Here is a 14,753-nt window from a genome sequence, read left to right as displayed (position 1 = left end):
ATTTTTTCTTAAAAAGGGTATTCATTTACTTATCCGAAGAAAAAATATAACATTTATTTAATTGACAAAAATCTGTCCCTTTATAATGCAAAAAAACTCAATTGTATTAGAGTTTCGTATATAATTGGTTGTATGTCGTTGGTGTTAACAAAATATATAAGGATTATCTAGTTCATTCAAAATGAAACCTTCTTCCTTATTGTTCGTATAATATATTGTAGATAAAAGGAGGTAACCAATTATGACTGAAGTAGCTCAAACGATCTTTCGACACATTTTAAATATCCCCCTAATGGTTTCATCCTGGTTCATCTTCTTTTTTGCATTTGACCAAAGCTTTTTCATTTGTTCTGCTCTTGCGTTAGGTGTTTATTTAGTTTCGAATTTTAGCATAAAGAAATTGCAACAACATAGTATCATGAAAAAACATCAATTAACACATTCTGAGTATTTTCACATACAAAATCAATTAAAAGAAGCAAATAAAAAAGTACGAACCCTAAATAACCAATACCTAAAAGTTAGATCAATAAGTTCTTTTAAACAACTATTTGAAATGAATAGACTAGCAAAACGTATTATTTCATTAGTGAAAGCGAATCCTCGTAAATTTTATCAAGCGGAGAACTTTTTTTACGCTCACCTAGATTCTGCAGTAGAACTTACTTCTAAATACTCATTGTTAGTATCTCAACCAGTTAAAAACAGTGATATGAAAATTGCATTGCAAGATACACGTGATACACTACAAGCTTTGAATTCCGTCTTGGAAGATGACTTAAAAGACGTCCTTGCTTCAGACATTGAGCATTTAAAAATGGAATTAGATTTTGCTAAGTTGTCTGTCGTCACTAAAGAACGACCTTTATATTTAAAAGGAGAATCAGATGATGAACGAAAAACTATCGAATACAAATAATGATTTTTTAATGGATGAATTATTAGAAAGTCCCTTTGAAATGTCAGCACCAAAAGAACAATCTCTAACTGCTAATACAAATGAGCCAACTCCAACAAAATTGATCGATCGATTATCCGAAATAGAACAGCAGAAAGCGCGTCAGTTGGCTGACCAAATTCCTGCTGGTAATTATGAAGCGATTTTAACTTATGGAGCAAATGCACAAACCGAGCTTTCTCGATTTTCCCACCAAATGTTAGATCATGTGCAAAAGAAAGACATTGGTCCGGTAGGTGATATTTTAGGTGACTTAATGAATAAGTTGTCAGAGATAAACCCTGAAGAGCTTTCTGCACAAAAAAAATCGGGTATAAAAAAACTGTTTCATAAAGTAAATCGTTCAGTTCAAGAAATGATGACAAAGTATCAAAAGCTGAGCACACAAATTGACCGTATTGGGATTCAATTGGAGCATTCTAAACGGGGTTTAGTAGAGGATGTCCATATGCTGGACAAACTTTATGAGCAAAACAAAACATATTTCCAAGCTCTAAACGTATATATTGCCGCAGCAGAACTAAAAAAGGAAGAAATAGCCAACGTAACAATTCCTGAACTTAGAAGAAAAGCAGAAAGTTCGAATGACCAAATGGCATATCAAGAAGTAAACGATATGGCACAATTTTTAGATCGTTTAGAAAAACGAGTGTATGATTTACAGCTTTCACGACAAATTACAATTCAAAGTGCACCGCAAATTAGGATGATACAACAAACTAACCAAACATTGGCTGAAAAAATACAATCTTCTATTATGACATCTATTCCACTTTGGAAAAATCAAATCGCGATTGCATTAACGCTTAATCGTCAACAAAAAGCAGTTGAAGCACAAAAGCAAGTGACTAAAACAACTAATGATTTACTCTTGAAGAATTCTGAAATGCTGAAAATAAATAGTATTGAAACAGCAAAAGAAAATGAACGCGGTATAGTAGAAATAGATACATTGAAGAAAACACAAGAAAATCTTTTACAAACAATCGAGGAAACACTTCGAATTCAAGCAGATGGCCGTGTAAAACGAAAAGCTGCAGAAATAGAAATCGGTCGTATGGAAGAAGAATTAAAACAACGCCTACTTTTAATAGCAGAACAATCACAAAACCGTCCTTCCTAGGAAAGACGGTTTTTGTTTTCATTTATTTAGGCAATTAATTGCCTTCTAGAATTTTTCATATTCTCTTCATTTGGAGGAATCAACTTTTATTAGAAGCCATACTGTTACGAGCTTTTTACTACATGATGTAGCATTTTTTTTAGTAGTCTTAACGTCTCATCTGAAAATTTTTCTAAAGATGAAGCAGTTGCTGTCTTCTTTCCAAAAATTAAATGAAACAGACTCAATTGTTCCTCAGATGCTTCGTTATCATTTAAAAATAAATGAAGGACAGATATATTCATCCTTTCAAGTTCAACTACTGCTTCCGCTGTATCCATTATACCATTTTGAGCATATCCAAAAGCAGATGGCTCTCCATCAGAAAACATGAGGATGAATTTGTGCTTTTCAGTCCTATGCTCTAACCTTTTTCCCATCCATCTTAAGGCAAATCCATCTCTATTATCTTCATGTGCCTCAATCGAGAGAATTTTCATACCATTGTCTTTTTGCGAATCCTCTAATTTATGAATCCATTCAAAAGTATTTGGTTGTCTTGTTTCTGAAGCTTCATACGCATCTTCATAATGCAATACAATCTCATGGGCAATTCGTAATTTCGTTAACACATCATGAAATAAAAGCACTGCTTTTTTTGTTTCTTCTAGTTTATCTTGCATGGATGCAGAACCATCTACAAGTAGTCCAAATACAGCGTTTAGTTGTGTACTTGGAGCTGTCTTTTTATAAAATGGTTTAGGTCGTTCTTCAGTCCAAAGTACAGTTTGTTTTGATGATAAACGCCCTTTTGATAAATTTACTCGTTTCTCTATCTTTTTCTGTTCCATACGCTTTTTCATTTCTTCAACAAAAGCTTTTACGTATGGAGCTTGTTCCTGTCGATATGTTTGTAACAACATTTTATCTGTAGTAGTGGAATTAGAATTTAATCGTTTTTCTTCATAAACAACATGTGTATGTTCTTTCCCAAATGCATTCCCTGCTTTTTTTAATGCATTTGAATCCTTGTTTGATACATTATCTTGTTTTGCTTCAGTTGTACTCCCTATTGATTGGCCGTGGCCAATCTCTGTAATTTCATGACCTTCTTTGCCCTCTTCTGCTGAAATACTGTGATCTGCTTTCCCATCTCTCCCATGCTCAAGTTCAAATTGCAAATGAACTCCATTTTCCTGTTCATTTTCACGATGCCAGCTACGGAATATTTCTTCTATCGTATCTTTTTTTCCATCTTCTCCAACTTCAGAATCTTTCGTCCCTTGGTGATAATGAAAGTCGGTTTTAGGCAAATTGATAGATGAAATGACGGAGTAATATTCATGCAAGGTATCTTCCTTAATATCTTCATTTAATAAATAATATAGTTCATACACTATGTTTATAGAGGTTCGGGTATCTTTATTTTCATAGATCTTTTGGATAATGTTATTAGCCTGTTTGAATATCTCAGGTCCACTTACATGCATAGTGCCTTCATAAAGACATATATAAATATAACTAATAAATGCATCTGCCAAAAAACCTTTTTGAGTATTTACTATTAATTGTTGTTTATGAAAGGATAAGTACATTTGTATTCGCTTATTAAATAGTTTAACTGTACCTAATCTTTTTTTCTGTATCTTTTCAACTAAACGAAACTCTTCTAAACAAAAAACTAGTTGATCCATCCATTTTGCTAATTTATCCTGACGTTCAGTGATGTATTCTTCCCATGTAGTAACATCAAATTCTTTCCAAAATCCTTCCGCCAATAAGTAAATATCGGATAGTCTACCTGCATCCATTAAAGATTCTTCTCTATGACGCCAAAACACACTAATTGATATAGTCTGTTCTTCAGGTTGAAATTCCAATAACTTTCGCTCATTAACCATTAGTATTGAGTTTTTCGTTAATGCCTTAGCTACATTTTCATAATGCATTAATTGTCTTGCATCGATTGTCTCATTGTTAAATTGTATAAAACGGTTTACAGAGGGCATCTACATCCCTCACTTTATCCAAGAAGAGGCTAGTTCTAAAACAAGTTTTTTCTCTTGTTCATCCTCTAATTTTTCAGCTATTGCATATTTGATCGCTCTAATTGGTTCAATGTATTCCGCAAGCTCCATTGCATGTTGTAAACTTCGAATAGATGCTGCTTCCTCGGAAAGTAATCCTTGCTTCACCTGGCTCATTAAATCTTCTGCCAAATTTAACATTAGAGCATGCATTTCTTTTGATGCAGTAGGATATAGTGCATTCCAAAGATTTTCGAGTAATCCTCCTGAAATATAAGGAATTGAAAATGAAACAAATCGATTTTTTAGAGCTTCATTCATAGGTGTAGTGCCTATATAACCTTCATTAATCGCTGCAATCACTGAAAAATCAGGATGAGCTTTAATTACTTCTCCTGTAAAAGGATTTGTAAACATTCTTCGATAATCAAGTACACTATGTAAAATGGGTAATGTCTCTGATTTCGCCATATTGATCTCATCAATATATAAAATATGACCTTTTTTCATCGCTTCAATTACAGGACCTTCTATAAATTCAATAGAGTTATGGCCATCCTTCAAAACAATTGTTTTAAATCCTATTAATGCCTCTGCATCTAAATCTACAGAACAGTTAATACTTTGTACAGGTTGCGAAAAAACTTGAGATATTGTTTCTGCAAGCTTTGTTTTCCCTGCCCCAGTAGGACCTTTTAGTAACACAGGCTTTTTCAAAGTCACAGCAATTAAAACATCATTTAGTAAATAATCATTAGGTGATAGATATCCACCAGTTCCTATTAATTGCTGATCTTCCTCACTGTGGATTCTATTTGAGCGAACCTTTTTTTCATTTTCGATTAGATTAATCATATTTAAAAATCTCCCTCTAATAAAAAAAGCCGATGAAACTCATCGGTTTTTTATTGAAAATATTCTTTGTAGTAGCCGCCGACTTTACCAGTGTTGTCAATCACAAACAGGAACTCTTCTGTTTCATTTTTTACTTCATATGTTTTTCCAACAGTTAATACATTACTCACTAAGAATTTTTTAGCATCTGTATGAACACATGTAACTGTTTTAAGTGTTGGCTTAGTTGCCCAATTTGTATGTATCATCTAACCACTTCCTTTACTTATAGTATACGATTGTATTCATTTTTTTTCAACGGTAGCATATAGTGGTGACTACTTCTTTTAAACAAATATAAGATAAATTAAAATGCTGATTGATCGATTATCTAAGTTGATTGATCGATTCTTAGAAAATTACATTTATCCCAATAAGAAAAACCAGGCAAAGATGCCCGGTCATTTTAGGAAGAGTAGCGTATGAATGTCGTTGCTTTCCGCTACGGCGGAGATCAACCTGTTCATGTAATAGTAATGAAAAATACCATAAATACTAGGTTCATAGCACAAAAGTTAATATGCTTTCTTGTATTTCAAAAAAGACTCCCAATAAGGGAGTCTTTTTTACCAACAATTAAGAATTTAACATTAAGTCCTCTGGGCTTTCTAGAAGCTCTTTTACCATTTTTAAGAATCCAACTGAATCTTTTCCGTCAATTACGCGGTGATCATAAGATAATGCCACATACATCATTGGACGAATTTGGATTTCATCTCCAACAGCGATCGGACGTTTTTGGATTGTGTGCATTCCAAGAATCCCAACTTGTGTACCGTTAAGGATTGGTGTAGAAAGTAATGAACCGAATACCCCACCGTTAGTGATTGTAAATGATCCACCCGCCATATCAGAAAGAGCTAATTTATTATCACGCGCTTTTTTCGCTAATTGGCCGATATTATCTTCAATTTCTGCAAAGTTTTTACGATCTGCATCACGAACGATTGGAACAACTAATCCACCTTCTGTTGATACTGCAATTCCAATATCATAGAAGTTATTTTTTACAATATAATCTCCATCGATTTGAGAATTTACATATGGATATTTTTTAAGTGCAGCAACAACTGCTTTTGTAAAGAATGACATAAATCCAAGACGAACATCATGATCATCGAAGAATTTGTCTTTTTTACGAGATCGTAATGCCATAACATTAGTCATATCAATCTCATTGAATGTAGTTAACATTGCAGTACTTTGTCTTACTTCTAACAAGCGAGAAGCAATTGTTTGACGACGGCGAGACATTTTCTCGCGAGTAAAACGACCATCATCTTCTTGAGAAACCGCAGCAGCTGGCGCTGGAGCTGCTTTTGGTGCAGGTGCAGTTCCATGAGCAGAAACATCTTGTACACGTACACGTCCCATTGGATCTACTGGTGAAATCTCACTTAAGTTAATGCCTTTTTCACGAGCTAATTTACGTGCTGCAGGACTTGCAATGGTACGTTCTTGTTCAGAAGTAGTTTCAACCGCAACTGGTGCTGATTTTGTTTCTTCAACTGGTGCAGCAGCTGGTGGAGCTTCTGTTTCAGTAGATGGTGATGGTGTAGCTGAACCAGAACCTTCTCCGACTCTTGCAATTACTTGACCTACTTGTACTGTATCTCCTTCTGCTGCAAGTAATTCACTTACAACTCCTGCCTCTTCAGAAATTACTTCTACATTTACTTTATCTGTCTCAAGTTCAACGATGAATTCACCTTTTTCAACTGTATCCCCTGGTTGTTTTAACCATTGTGCAATGGTACCTTCTGTAATTGATTCTGCTAATTCTGGAACTATAATATCTGCCACTTGAATTTCCTCCTCTAAATTATCCTTACATTAATATCGCCTTTGCGTACTTACGTACAGCTTCAGCGCAAAGCCCTTCGCATAAGACATTTTTTTGTTTCTGCGCAAGAGCTCGCAACAATGAGCTGGATTGAGTTAAATGCCTTTAACTGCTTCTTCTATTATACGCGCTTGTTCTACTTTATAAGTATCAATATCCCCTTCAGCAGTACTTGAACGATCTACACGTCCTACGTAAGAGATATCTTTTCCATTCGCTAGTTCTAGTAAATATGGTAGCGCAAAATTCCAAGAACCTTGATTTTTCGGTTCTTCTTGAGCCCAAACTAATTGCTTCGCATTTGGATAACGATCGATAATTGCTTGAATTTTTTCAGTTGGGAAAGGATATAATTGTTCAATACGAACAATATGCATATGCTCATATCCAGTTCCATCTTTTACTTTATCAGCTAAATCAATTGCCAATTTACCGCTTGCAAATACAAGTTTTTTTACTTTCTTCGTATTTTCCCCTAGACCAGGTTGCTCAATTATTGTTTCAAATTGACCTGTTGTTAAGTCTGCTACATCTGCACCTACTAACGGATGACGTAACAATGATTTTGGAGAAACGATAATTAATGGACGAATTGCTTCTTCTTTTAACATTTTCGCTTGTCTACGTAAAATATGGAAATAGTTTGCAGCACTTGATAGATTCGCAACTGTCCAGTTATTTTCTGCAGCAAGTTGTAAATATCGCTCTAGTCGAGCACTTGAATGCTCTGCACCTTGCCCTTCTGCACCATGAGGCAATAACATAACTAATCCAGATTTCAAGCCCCATTTTGAGCGTGCAGCACTGATAAAATTATCAAACATAACTTGTGCCATATTTGCAAAATCACCATATTGTGCTTCCCAAATTGATAAGGAATTACTATCCTCTAAATTGTATCCAAATTCATAACCTAATACTGCAGCTTCGGTTAATGGACTATTGTAAACGACAAATGAAGCTTTTGCATCACTTATAGAATGCATTGGAGTCAATTCTGCTCCATTAGTTTCGTCATGCAACACTAAGTGTCTATGAGAGAAAGTTCCACGTTGTGCATCTTGACCCGTTAAACGAACAGAAGTCCCATCTTGTAAAATAGTAGCAAATGCAAGTGTTTCCGCATGACCCCAATCCACTTTACCTTTACTATTAAACGGTTCTTCACGTCGTTTTAAAATTTTCCCTAATTTTTTAAAGACTGTAAAGTCTTTTGGCCAAGAAAGTAACTCTTCATTTATCTTCACTAGTTGTGGCTCAGCAACACCTGTTTGAATTTCAGGCATACCATTCAATACTGCCTCTGGAATGATAATATCATGAGCTGTTGATTGTGGAAGTTCTTTTACTCTGTCATATGTTTTTTGCATACCATTAAAGATGGTTTCATCTAAAGATTTTATTTCCTTAGAATCAATTAAATTTTCATTAACTAATTGTTGACCATATATTTCTCTAACAGTTGGATGTTTGTGAACAAGATGATACATAGTAGGATTTGTCACTAATGGCTCATCCATTTCATTATGACCATAACGACGGTATCCTAGTAGATCAATAACAATATCTTTTCCAAATTGTTTACGGTATTCATGAGCAAATTTAGCAGCACCTAATACAGATTCAGGATCGTCTGCATTTACATGAATTATAGGAACTTCATATCCTTTAGCTGGGTCAGAAGAATAATAAGTAGAACGGGAATCATAAGCCTCTGTTGTAAATCCAATCATATTATTTGCAATAATATGAATAGACCCACCAGTTTGGAATCCACGAACACGACTATAGTTTAATACCTCAGTTACAATACCTTGACCTGGAAATGCCGCATCTCCGTGAATTAATATTGCGAATGATGCATTCTTATCTTGTACTGGAAATCCTGGCTTACTAGTTGACTCTTGTGCAGCACGAGTTTGACCTGTAACAATTGGACTTACAACTTCTAAATGGGATGGATTATACGCTAACTTGACAGTTAATCCAGATTTTGAATGATAAGATGCACCTTTATGGTATTTTACATCTCCATAATATCCTTCCGATAATTCCAGTGACCCATCTTTTGGTAAAAAAGATTCAGTTGGAACATGTGCAAATTCCGCAAACATCATTTCATATGGTTTATTTAAAACATGTGTTAATACATTTAGACGTCCTCTGTGGGCCATTCCAATATTAACTTGTTTAGTTTGTGTTTTATCCGATTGACGTACCAACTCATCGATTAGTACTACTAAAGTGTCTAAGCCTTCAATGGAGAAACGTTTAGCGCCAACAAAAGTGCGGTGTATAAATTTCTCGAAGCCTTCAATTTGTGTTAAACGTAGTAATAACTTTTTCTTATCATCTGCTGATAGGTTTTCTTTAATAACGCCGTTTTCGATTCGGTTTTGTAACCATGCACGTTCTTCCGGTTCAACAATATGAGCAATTTCAAAAGCAATATTATTTGTATATACTGCTTTTAAGTGTTCTATTGCTTGCAAACCATTTGAAATATTTTTTGGTGCATTAGAAATAAGAAAAGAAACTGGCACTTCTTTTAAATCTTGTTCTGTTAAATTATAAGTTTTAATATCAATTTTTGATTCGTTTTTTGGTCCATCATTGAGTGGATATATATTAGCAGCAAGATGACCAGATGAACGAATAGCATCCGCAAGCTTAATAGCTCGAACGATTTTATCAAAATCATTCGAAGATACTGCTGCGTTAGATGGATTTTTACTTAATTCTGAAGAAGTTACGATGGACGGAGCACCATATTGTTGAAATAGAGTAACTAATTCACTATCCACTTCTTCCGGAGACTGAAGATATAAATCATACTGCTCCATTACATAACCAAGGTTAGGACCAGAAAAAGCTGACCAAGGTGATTGATTGTTCGACATTTAAAAAAACCTCCAACATTTTGTGCCTTTTAGGCATTGATGATAAAAATACAATAATAAAATAATTTGAATAAAAACAACGATATCTGTGTAAAACATACAACTCTACACACATTTATAGTTTACCATTATTTCAAGAGTACTTAAAGAACCTTTTGAAAGAACGATTTTTCCATTACCATCTTACTACTATCGAGAAAAAATACAATGGTTTTCTGTAAATTAAATAAGGATTTTTGCAAAAACTTTTTTCATTTGTCTCAAAACATCATCTACTTCTATTTATATGGGAGATGAACCCGGAAAGTTGTACCATCCCCCAAATTACTAACTACATCAATTTCCCCCCCATATTCCAATACCAACATTTTTACAATACTTAAACCTAAACCAGTTCCACCTTTGGATTTTGTTCTAGCTTCATCTACCGTATAAAATCTTTCAAAAATCTTTGTAATTTGATGACTAGATATTCCAATTCCATTATCAGTTATGGAAATAATAATATTCTTAGAATCTTGGTTTACTGAGATAAATATATTTGGATCATTTTCGTTATAACGAATTGAATTGTCTACCAGGTTTCTAATAATTTGAAGTAATGCGGTTTGTTGAATATTAACACTATACACAGGATCAATTTCTGTAGAAATGGTTACTTTAGGATTTATCAATTTATATTCTTTTTGTAAAAGCAAGATTACTTTTAATATATTTGTTTGACTAATTTCTTTTGCATGTTCCCTTTTCGCAAGATTCAACATTTCTTCCATGAGTTTTTTCATTTTTTGAATTTCTTCTAACGATATATTTAACGATTCTTCTAGGACCTCACGTTCATTTTTCCCCCAACGATTTAGAAGAGACAAATGTCCCTCAACTACTTGAATCGGCGTTCTCAATTCATGTGACACATTATAAATAAATTCATCCTGTCTTTTAATCGTTTCAGATACTTCATTCATAAGTTCTTTGTATATTAATAACAATTCACCTAGTTCATCTTTAGATGAATAATGAAAGCTTACTTCTTTGGAAAACTTATTCTGACTTGCTCTCTGCATTTCATCTCTAAGTTCTTTAATAGGTTTTAGCAAAACAGATGAAAGGGAATACCCAATAAGAGCAGATATTAAAAGAGAAATTAATGCAAAAATTACCATTGCGATTAAAATATAATTCATGAGCTGAGAAAAATTTTCTAAGCTATGCGAAATTTCAACATAACCCGAAAAAGTTCCAAAATTAAGTTCTTCCATTTTAAAATATACATGCTGATTATTTATCACTTCTCGAGAAAAATCCGATAACGTTTCTTTTGTGAAATTAGGAAAATTACTTGCATCATTTATTCGGAGTAGTTCTATTCCATCTTTGTTCAATAGTCGAATAGATTGTTTTTGATTGACTATTTGGTTTAACAACGTATGATTTCTACTTATATCTTGAATAGTAATGAACGGACCTTTCGATTGTAGAAAAAGCACAACTTCGTTCAATGTATTTTGAGCAATCTTCTTCTCGGATATAAGCATCCAATTAAAAATTGAAAAGTAAAGTATGACACACATTAAGAGGAAGCTAAAAAAAATTGAAATAGCGGAACTGTATGTCCACTTTTTTTGGAGTGACCAGTTTTTCATAGACGCATCACATACCCAACCCCTCTTACCGTTTCGATCAAATGAGAAGCACCTAATAACTTTCTTCTTAGATGTCTGATATAAACATCTACAACATTTGTTTCCGTTTCAGCATCGTAACCCCAAACCGATTCTAAAATCACATCTCTAGAAAGAACTTTATTTTTATTTTCCATTAATAAAACCAACATATCATACTCAGTTTTTGTTAGTTCAATCTCATTGTCTTGATAAAAAACTTGATGAGCATGTTTATCAACGGATAAATCGGACATTACTATTTTAGAATTCAGGTTCCCTTCTCCATCAACTCTACGCAAAACTGCCCGAATTCTTGCAAGCAATTCTTCAATTGCGAAAGGTTTTACTACATAGTCATCCGCACCTGCTTCTAACCCTGAGACTCGATCAATTATGGCATCACGGGCGGTGATTAAAATAATTGGTGTATTTTTTTGTTTTCTAACTCTTCTGCAAATCTCAAGTCCATTTAAACTTGGCAGCATAAGATCAACTAATAACAAATCATAATTATTTATAAGTGCGTGATCCATACCTTCTCTACCATCATGAGAAACTGTAACTTCAAAGTTTTCATGCTTAAGTTCTAATTCTACAAACTTTGCAATATTTACTTCGTCTTCAATTAATAATATATGGCGCTTCATACCTACTAACCACCTTTTAAAATAGCCGTTCAATTTTAATTTTGAACGGCATACGTGTAGATAAAGTTATTTTTTCCAAGTTTCTTTGCAGTATATAATGCTTGATCTGCATTGTCTAATAATTCAGCCAGACTAGTACCGTCATTTGGAAAAACAGATATTCCAATAGAAGAAGTAGGTGTAAATAGATGTTCATTAATGGTCCACCCCTGCTTTAAGGAATTTTGAATAGCATGAACAATCGTTTGTACCTTTTCACTATATCCATCTGTATAATCATTCATCCGATCAACGATTATTACGAATTCATCTCCACCAATTCGATATACCTTGTATTCAAAGTTAACACTTTGCTTTAATTTTTCTGCAAAATGAACTAAGAATTGGTCTCCAACATCATGTCCAAACTCGTCATTTACTGATTTGAAATCATCTCCATCAATGTAAATTAGTGCGATATGAGGATTAAGAGGCGATACTGATTGTATAGCTTTTGAGAAATCCCCGTGAAAAGAACGGCGATTTGGTAATCCAGTCAAGCTGTCATGATAAGCCATAAACTTAAGCCTATCTTGCATTTCTCTTTTCTCTGTTATTTCTCTAGAAACAATTACAAACCATTTCTCCGAATCCCCGTCCAAATTTCTTTTAACAGAAGTGATGGAAGTATCTGTCCAAATTGTTTTACCATTTTTCGTATTAAGTAATAATTCTGTTCGAACAGCAGACTGCTCGTCAATCGATGCAATGATTCTTTCTTTTAAATGAATAAGTTGATCTTTATCTTTCGCTATTTGACCTAAATAGTTTGTTCCTAACAACTCTTCTTTATCATATTGTAAAATAGTTTCATGGCTAGGAGAGGAATATAGCAAATACCCTTCCTCATCTGTAATTGCAATAAGGTCATTAGAATACTCTGTAATGAGTGTAAAGGTTCGTTCTATATTTCTTAATGCATCAATAATTCTTTTCTTTTCGGTTATATCAAACTGAATGGTTAAGTATTTTTCAATCTCTCCATTTTCATTGGGAATAGGAATTATATTGGCATCAACCCAATAAAAAGAACCAAATTTTGTACGATTCCTAATCTCACCTCGCCAAATATCACCTGCTTTAACAGTGTTCCACATTTCCTCAAAAAAAGTCTCATCATGAAAGTTAGAGTTTACTATTCGGATAGATTTACCCAATATTTCTTTCTGTTCAAACTGGCAAGTCTTTTCAAATAGTTGATTTGCCATTTCAATAATTCCTTCTTTGCTTGTCATTGCAACTAAAGCAGCTCCAGTTATACCTTTTTTAAAACTTTCCAGTATATATGTGGAACTTTTAAGTTCTTCGGAACGTGAAATTTCTTTAGTCATCGCTAAAATATATTGATCTTCACCATCATAAATAGGAATAGCTGTAGTTTCGTTGACATAAGTTATGTTCATAAGACAATAATGATCTTGATAAAAAATAGATTTTCTCTCTAAAATAGCACGATTATAATTATTAATAATAGTTTTATAGTGGAATTCGTCTAAACATTCTTCAAGTTTCTTATTTAATGGATTCACAGAAAAAATTTCTTCTGCTTTTCGATTGATACATTCATAAACAAATGAATTATGTTTTTTCTTCATAAGAAACACATAATCTTCAGATAAATCATATAATAATTTAAATTGAGTTGGTGTAATTATTTTTTGAGTCATTTAATCATACGATCTCCAATCAGTTGATTCTTATCCTTCCATCATATGTATTTCAAAAAAAAGATACAAGTATTTAAATTGGTTTCAAAAAAATTTCTTCACAAAAAATTAACATTTTTTTTAAGAGTTTTTTCTATGCAAATGGATTAAAACTTAGTATATTATAAAAGCAAATAATTTTATAAGACAAAGTTCGCTTTGTCGTGGGAAGGCAAATGGTGCGCCACCGGTTTTGAGCTGGTCCTAGTAGGTTCGATTCCTACCCCGAAATTTTTTATGCAATTCGAAATGAAAAATTTCAGGGACCTAGGATGATACTGCTCATTTACGGTTCTTTTGGGGGGCGCTTTTTTTGATTAGAAAACGTGATTTACATGAATGTACAGCTCTTTATGATTTACTGTCTGAACCAACCGTCCTTGCCTATGTACGCCAAAAAGCAAGTTCAGCGGATGAATATTGGTTCATGACGAAACAATTAATGGAAGATGAAGAAAATGGATTAGCGATTTCAAGAACAATTGTCAGCGATTTTGGTCAACCAATCGGAACAATTAATTTGTTTGATATAGATAATGGAGCAGGATTTCTTGGTACATGGATTGGCAAACCTTTTCAAGGCCTTGGGTATAATAAAAAAGCCAAAGAACAATTTTTGCAAGAAATGTTTTTTGAAACAGAAATCCACACAATATTTTTACGTATACGAAAAAATAATTTAAAAAGTATACGTGCTACCGAAAAACTTCCTTATGCATTAAAAGCAAATTCTACACATCCAGCTATTTATGAAGAAATTAATAAAGAGAATGATATATTCGATTTATACTATATTCCGAAAGATTTATTCCATTTAGTTATGCTTCAAGATAATACTGAAGAAGAACAAGCGATGTGACGTAAAGTATAAACTCCCGTCAAATATATATTTGACGATAGGTTGTTTTTTCGTTTTGTGAAAAGCAATTAGAGCCGTTTCAGGATAATTAATAATTGTATGAAAAAGACCCTG

The 14,753-nt window shown here is 33.4% G+C and carries 11 protein-coding genes; 3 read left to right on the top strand and 8 right to left on the bottom strand.

The annotated features are described in order from the left end of the window. Nucleotides 1-241 precede the first annotated feature (241 nt). Both ACFVR1_RS03810 and ACFVR1_RS03805 read left to right on the top strand, forming a co-directional pair. On the top strand, nt 242-919 hold the full coding sequence (locus ACFVR1_RS03810; protein ID WP_387580564.1) for a 5-bromo-4-chloroindolyl phosphate hydrolysis family protein: 678 nt from the start codon (nt 242-244) through the stop codon (nt 917-919). Continuing rightward, entirely contained in the window at nt 891-2,081 is a 1,191-nt protein-coding gene (locus ACFVR1_RS03805; protein ID WP_387580562.1) for a toxic anion resistance protein, read from the top strand. Before ACFVR1_RS03810 ends, ACFVR1_RS03805 begins: the two co-directional genes overlap by 29 nt. A gap of 104 nt (nt 2,082-2,185) precedes the next feature. Here ACFVR1_RS03805 and ACFVR1_RS03800 read toward each other — a convergent pair whose 3' ends face one another. The 8 genes from ACFVR1_RS03800 to ACFVR1_RS03765 all read right to left on the bottom strand — a co-directional run bounded on the left by ACFVR1_RS03800 (nt 2,186) and on the right by ACFVR1_RS03765 (nt 13,741). After that, nucleotides 2,186-4,069 (bottom strand): vWA domain-containing protein, encoded by a 1,884-nt coding sequence (locus tag ACFVR1_RS03800; RefSeq protein WP_387580560.1) that lies wholly within the window; start codon nt 4,067-4,069, stop codon nt 2,186-2,188. A 9-nt stretch (nt 4,070-4,078) separates the two neighbouring features. Beyond that, nucleotides 4,079-4,942, bottom strand: a complete 864-nt coding sequence (locus tag ACFVR1_RS03795; protein WP_387580557.1) for an ATP-binding protein — start codon at nt 4,940-4,942, stop codon at nt 4,079-4,081. A gap of 50 nt (nt 4,943-4,992) precedes the next feature. Then, on the bottom strand, nt 4,993-5,190 hold the full coding sequence (locus tag ACFVR1_RS03790; protein WP_387580555.1) for a DUF6501 family protein: 198 nt from the start codon (nt 5,188-5,190) through the stop codon (nt 4,993-4,995). Nucleotides 5,191-5,557: 367 nt separating this feature from the next. Further along, entirely contained in the window at nt 5,558-6,784 is a 1,227-nt protein-coding gene (gene odhB / locus ACFVR1_RS03785) for a 2-oxoglutarate dehydrogenase complex dihydrolipoyllysine-residue succinyltransferase (RefSeq protein ID WP_387580553.1), read from the bottom strand. 135 nt (nt 6,785-6,919) lie between these two features. Beyond that, nucleotides 6,920-9,724, bottom strand: coding sequence for a 2-oxoglutarate dehydrogenase E1 component (locus tag ACFVR1_RS03780; RefSeq protein WP_387580551.1), 2,805 nt, complete (start codon nt 9,722-9,724; stop codon nt 6,920-6,922). Nucleotides 9,725-10,002: 278 nt separating this feature from the next. Continuing rightward, entirely contained in the window at nt 10,003-11,367 is a 1,365-nt protein-coding gene (locus tag ACFVR1_RS03775; RefSeq protein WP_387580549.1) for a sensor histidine kinase, read from the bottom strand. Next, the gene (locus tag ACFVR1_RS03770; protein ID WP_387580547.1) at nt 11,364-12,035 is read right to left on the bottom strand and encodes a response regulator transcription factor; all 672 of its coding nucleotides are present in this window, start codon (nt 12,033-12,035) and stop codon (nt 11,364-11,366) included. Before ACFVR1_RS03770 ends, ACFVR1_RS03775 begins: the two co-directional genes overlap by 4 nt. Nucleotides 12,036-12,070: 35 nt before the next feature. Next, nucleotides 12,071-13,741 (bottom strand): diguanylate cyclase domain-containing protein, encoded by a 1,671-nt coding sequence (locus tag ACFVR1_RS03765; RefSeq protein WP_387580544.1) that lies wholly within the window; start codon nt 13,739-13,741, stop codon nt 12,071-12,073. A gap of 352 nt (nt 13,742-14,093) precedes the next feature. Here ACFVR1_RS03765 and ACFVR1_RS03760 point away from each other — a divergent pair, with 352 nt between their 5' ends. Beyond that, on the top strand, nt 14,094-14,639 hold the full coding sequence (locus tag ACFVR1_RS03760; RefSeq protein ID WP_387580542.1) for a GNAT family N-acetyltransferase: 546 nt from the start codon (nt 14,094-14,096) through the stop codon (nt 14,637-14,639). The last annotated feature ends 114 nt before the right edge of the window (nt 14,640-14,753 follow it).

Source organism: Psychrobacillus sp. NPDC058041 (genome assembly GCF_042885655.1).
GTDB lineage: Bacteria > Bacillota > Bacilli > Bacillales_A > Planococcaceae > Psychrobacillus.
This window is presented reverse-complemented; position numbering and strand designations above follow the sequence as displayed.

Excerpts from the sequence above, each read along its gene's own strand:
- ACFVR1_RS03765 (WP_387580544.1), bottom strand. The coding sequence starts at position 13,741 with ATGACTCAAAAAATAATTACACCAACTCAATTTAAATTATTATATGAT.
- ACFVR1_RS03775 (WP_387580549.1), bottom strand. The coding sequence starts at position 11,367 with ATGAAAAACTGGTCACTCCAAAAAAAGTGGACATACAGTTCCGCTATT.
- ACFVR1_RS03790 (WP_387580555.1), bottom strand. The coding sequence starts at position 5,190 with ATGATACATACAAATTGGGCAACTAAGCCAACACTTAAAACAGTTACA.
- ACFVR1_RS03805 (WP_387580562.1), top strand. The coding sequence starts at position 891 with ATGAACGAAAAACTATCGAATACAAATAATGATTTTTTAATGGATGAA.
- ACFVR1_RS03770 (WP_387580547.1), bottom strand. The coding sequence starts at position 12,035 with ATGAAGCGCCATATATTATTAATTGAAGACGAAGTAAATATTGCAAAG.
- ACFVR1_RS03810 (WP_387580564.1), top strand. The coding sequence starts at position 242 with ATGACTGAAGTAGCTCAAACGATCTTTCGACACATTTTAAATATCCCC.
- ACFVR1_RS03780 (WP_387580551.1), bottom strand. The coding sequence starts at position 9,724 with ATGTCGAACAATCAATCACCTTGGTCAGCTTTTTCTGGTCCTAACCTT.
- ACFVR1_RS03800 (WP_387580560.1), bottom strand. The coding sequence starts at position 4,069 with ATGCCCTCTGTAAACCGTTTTATACAATTTAACAATGAGACAATCGAT.
- ACFVR1_RS03795 (WP_387580557.1), bottom strand. The coding sequence starts at position 4,942 with ATGATTAATCTAATCGAAAATGAAAAAAAGGTTCGCTCAAATAGAATC.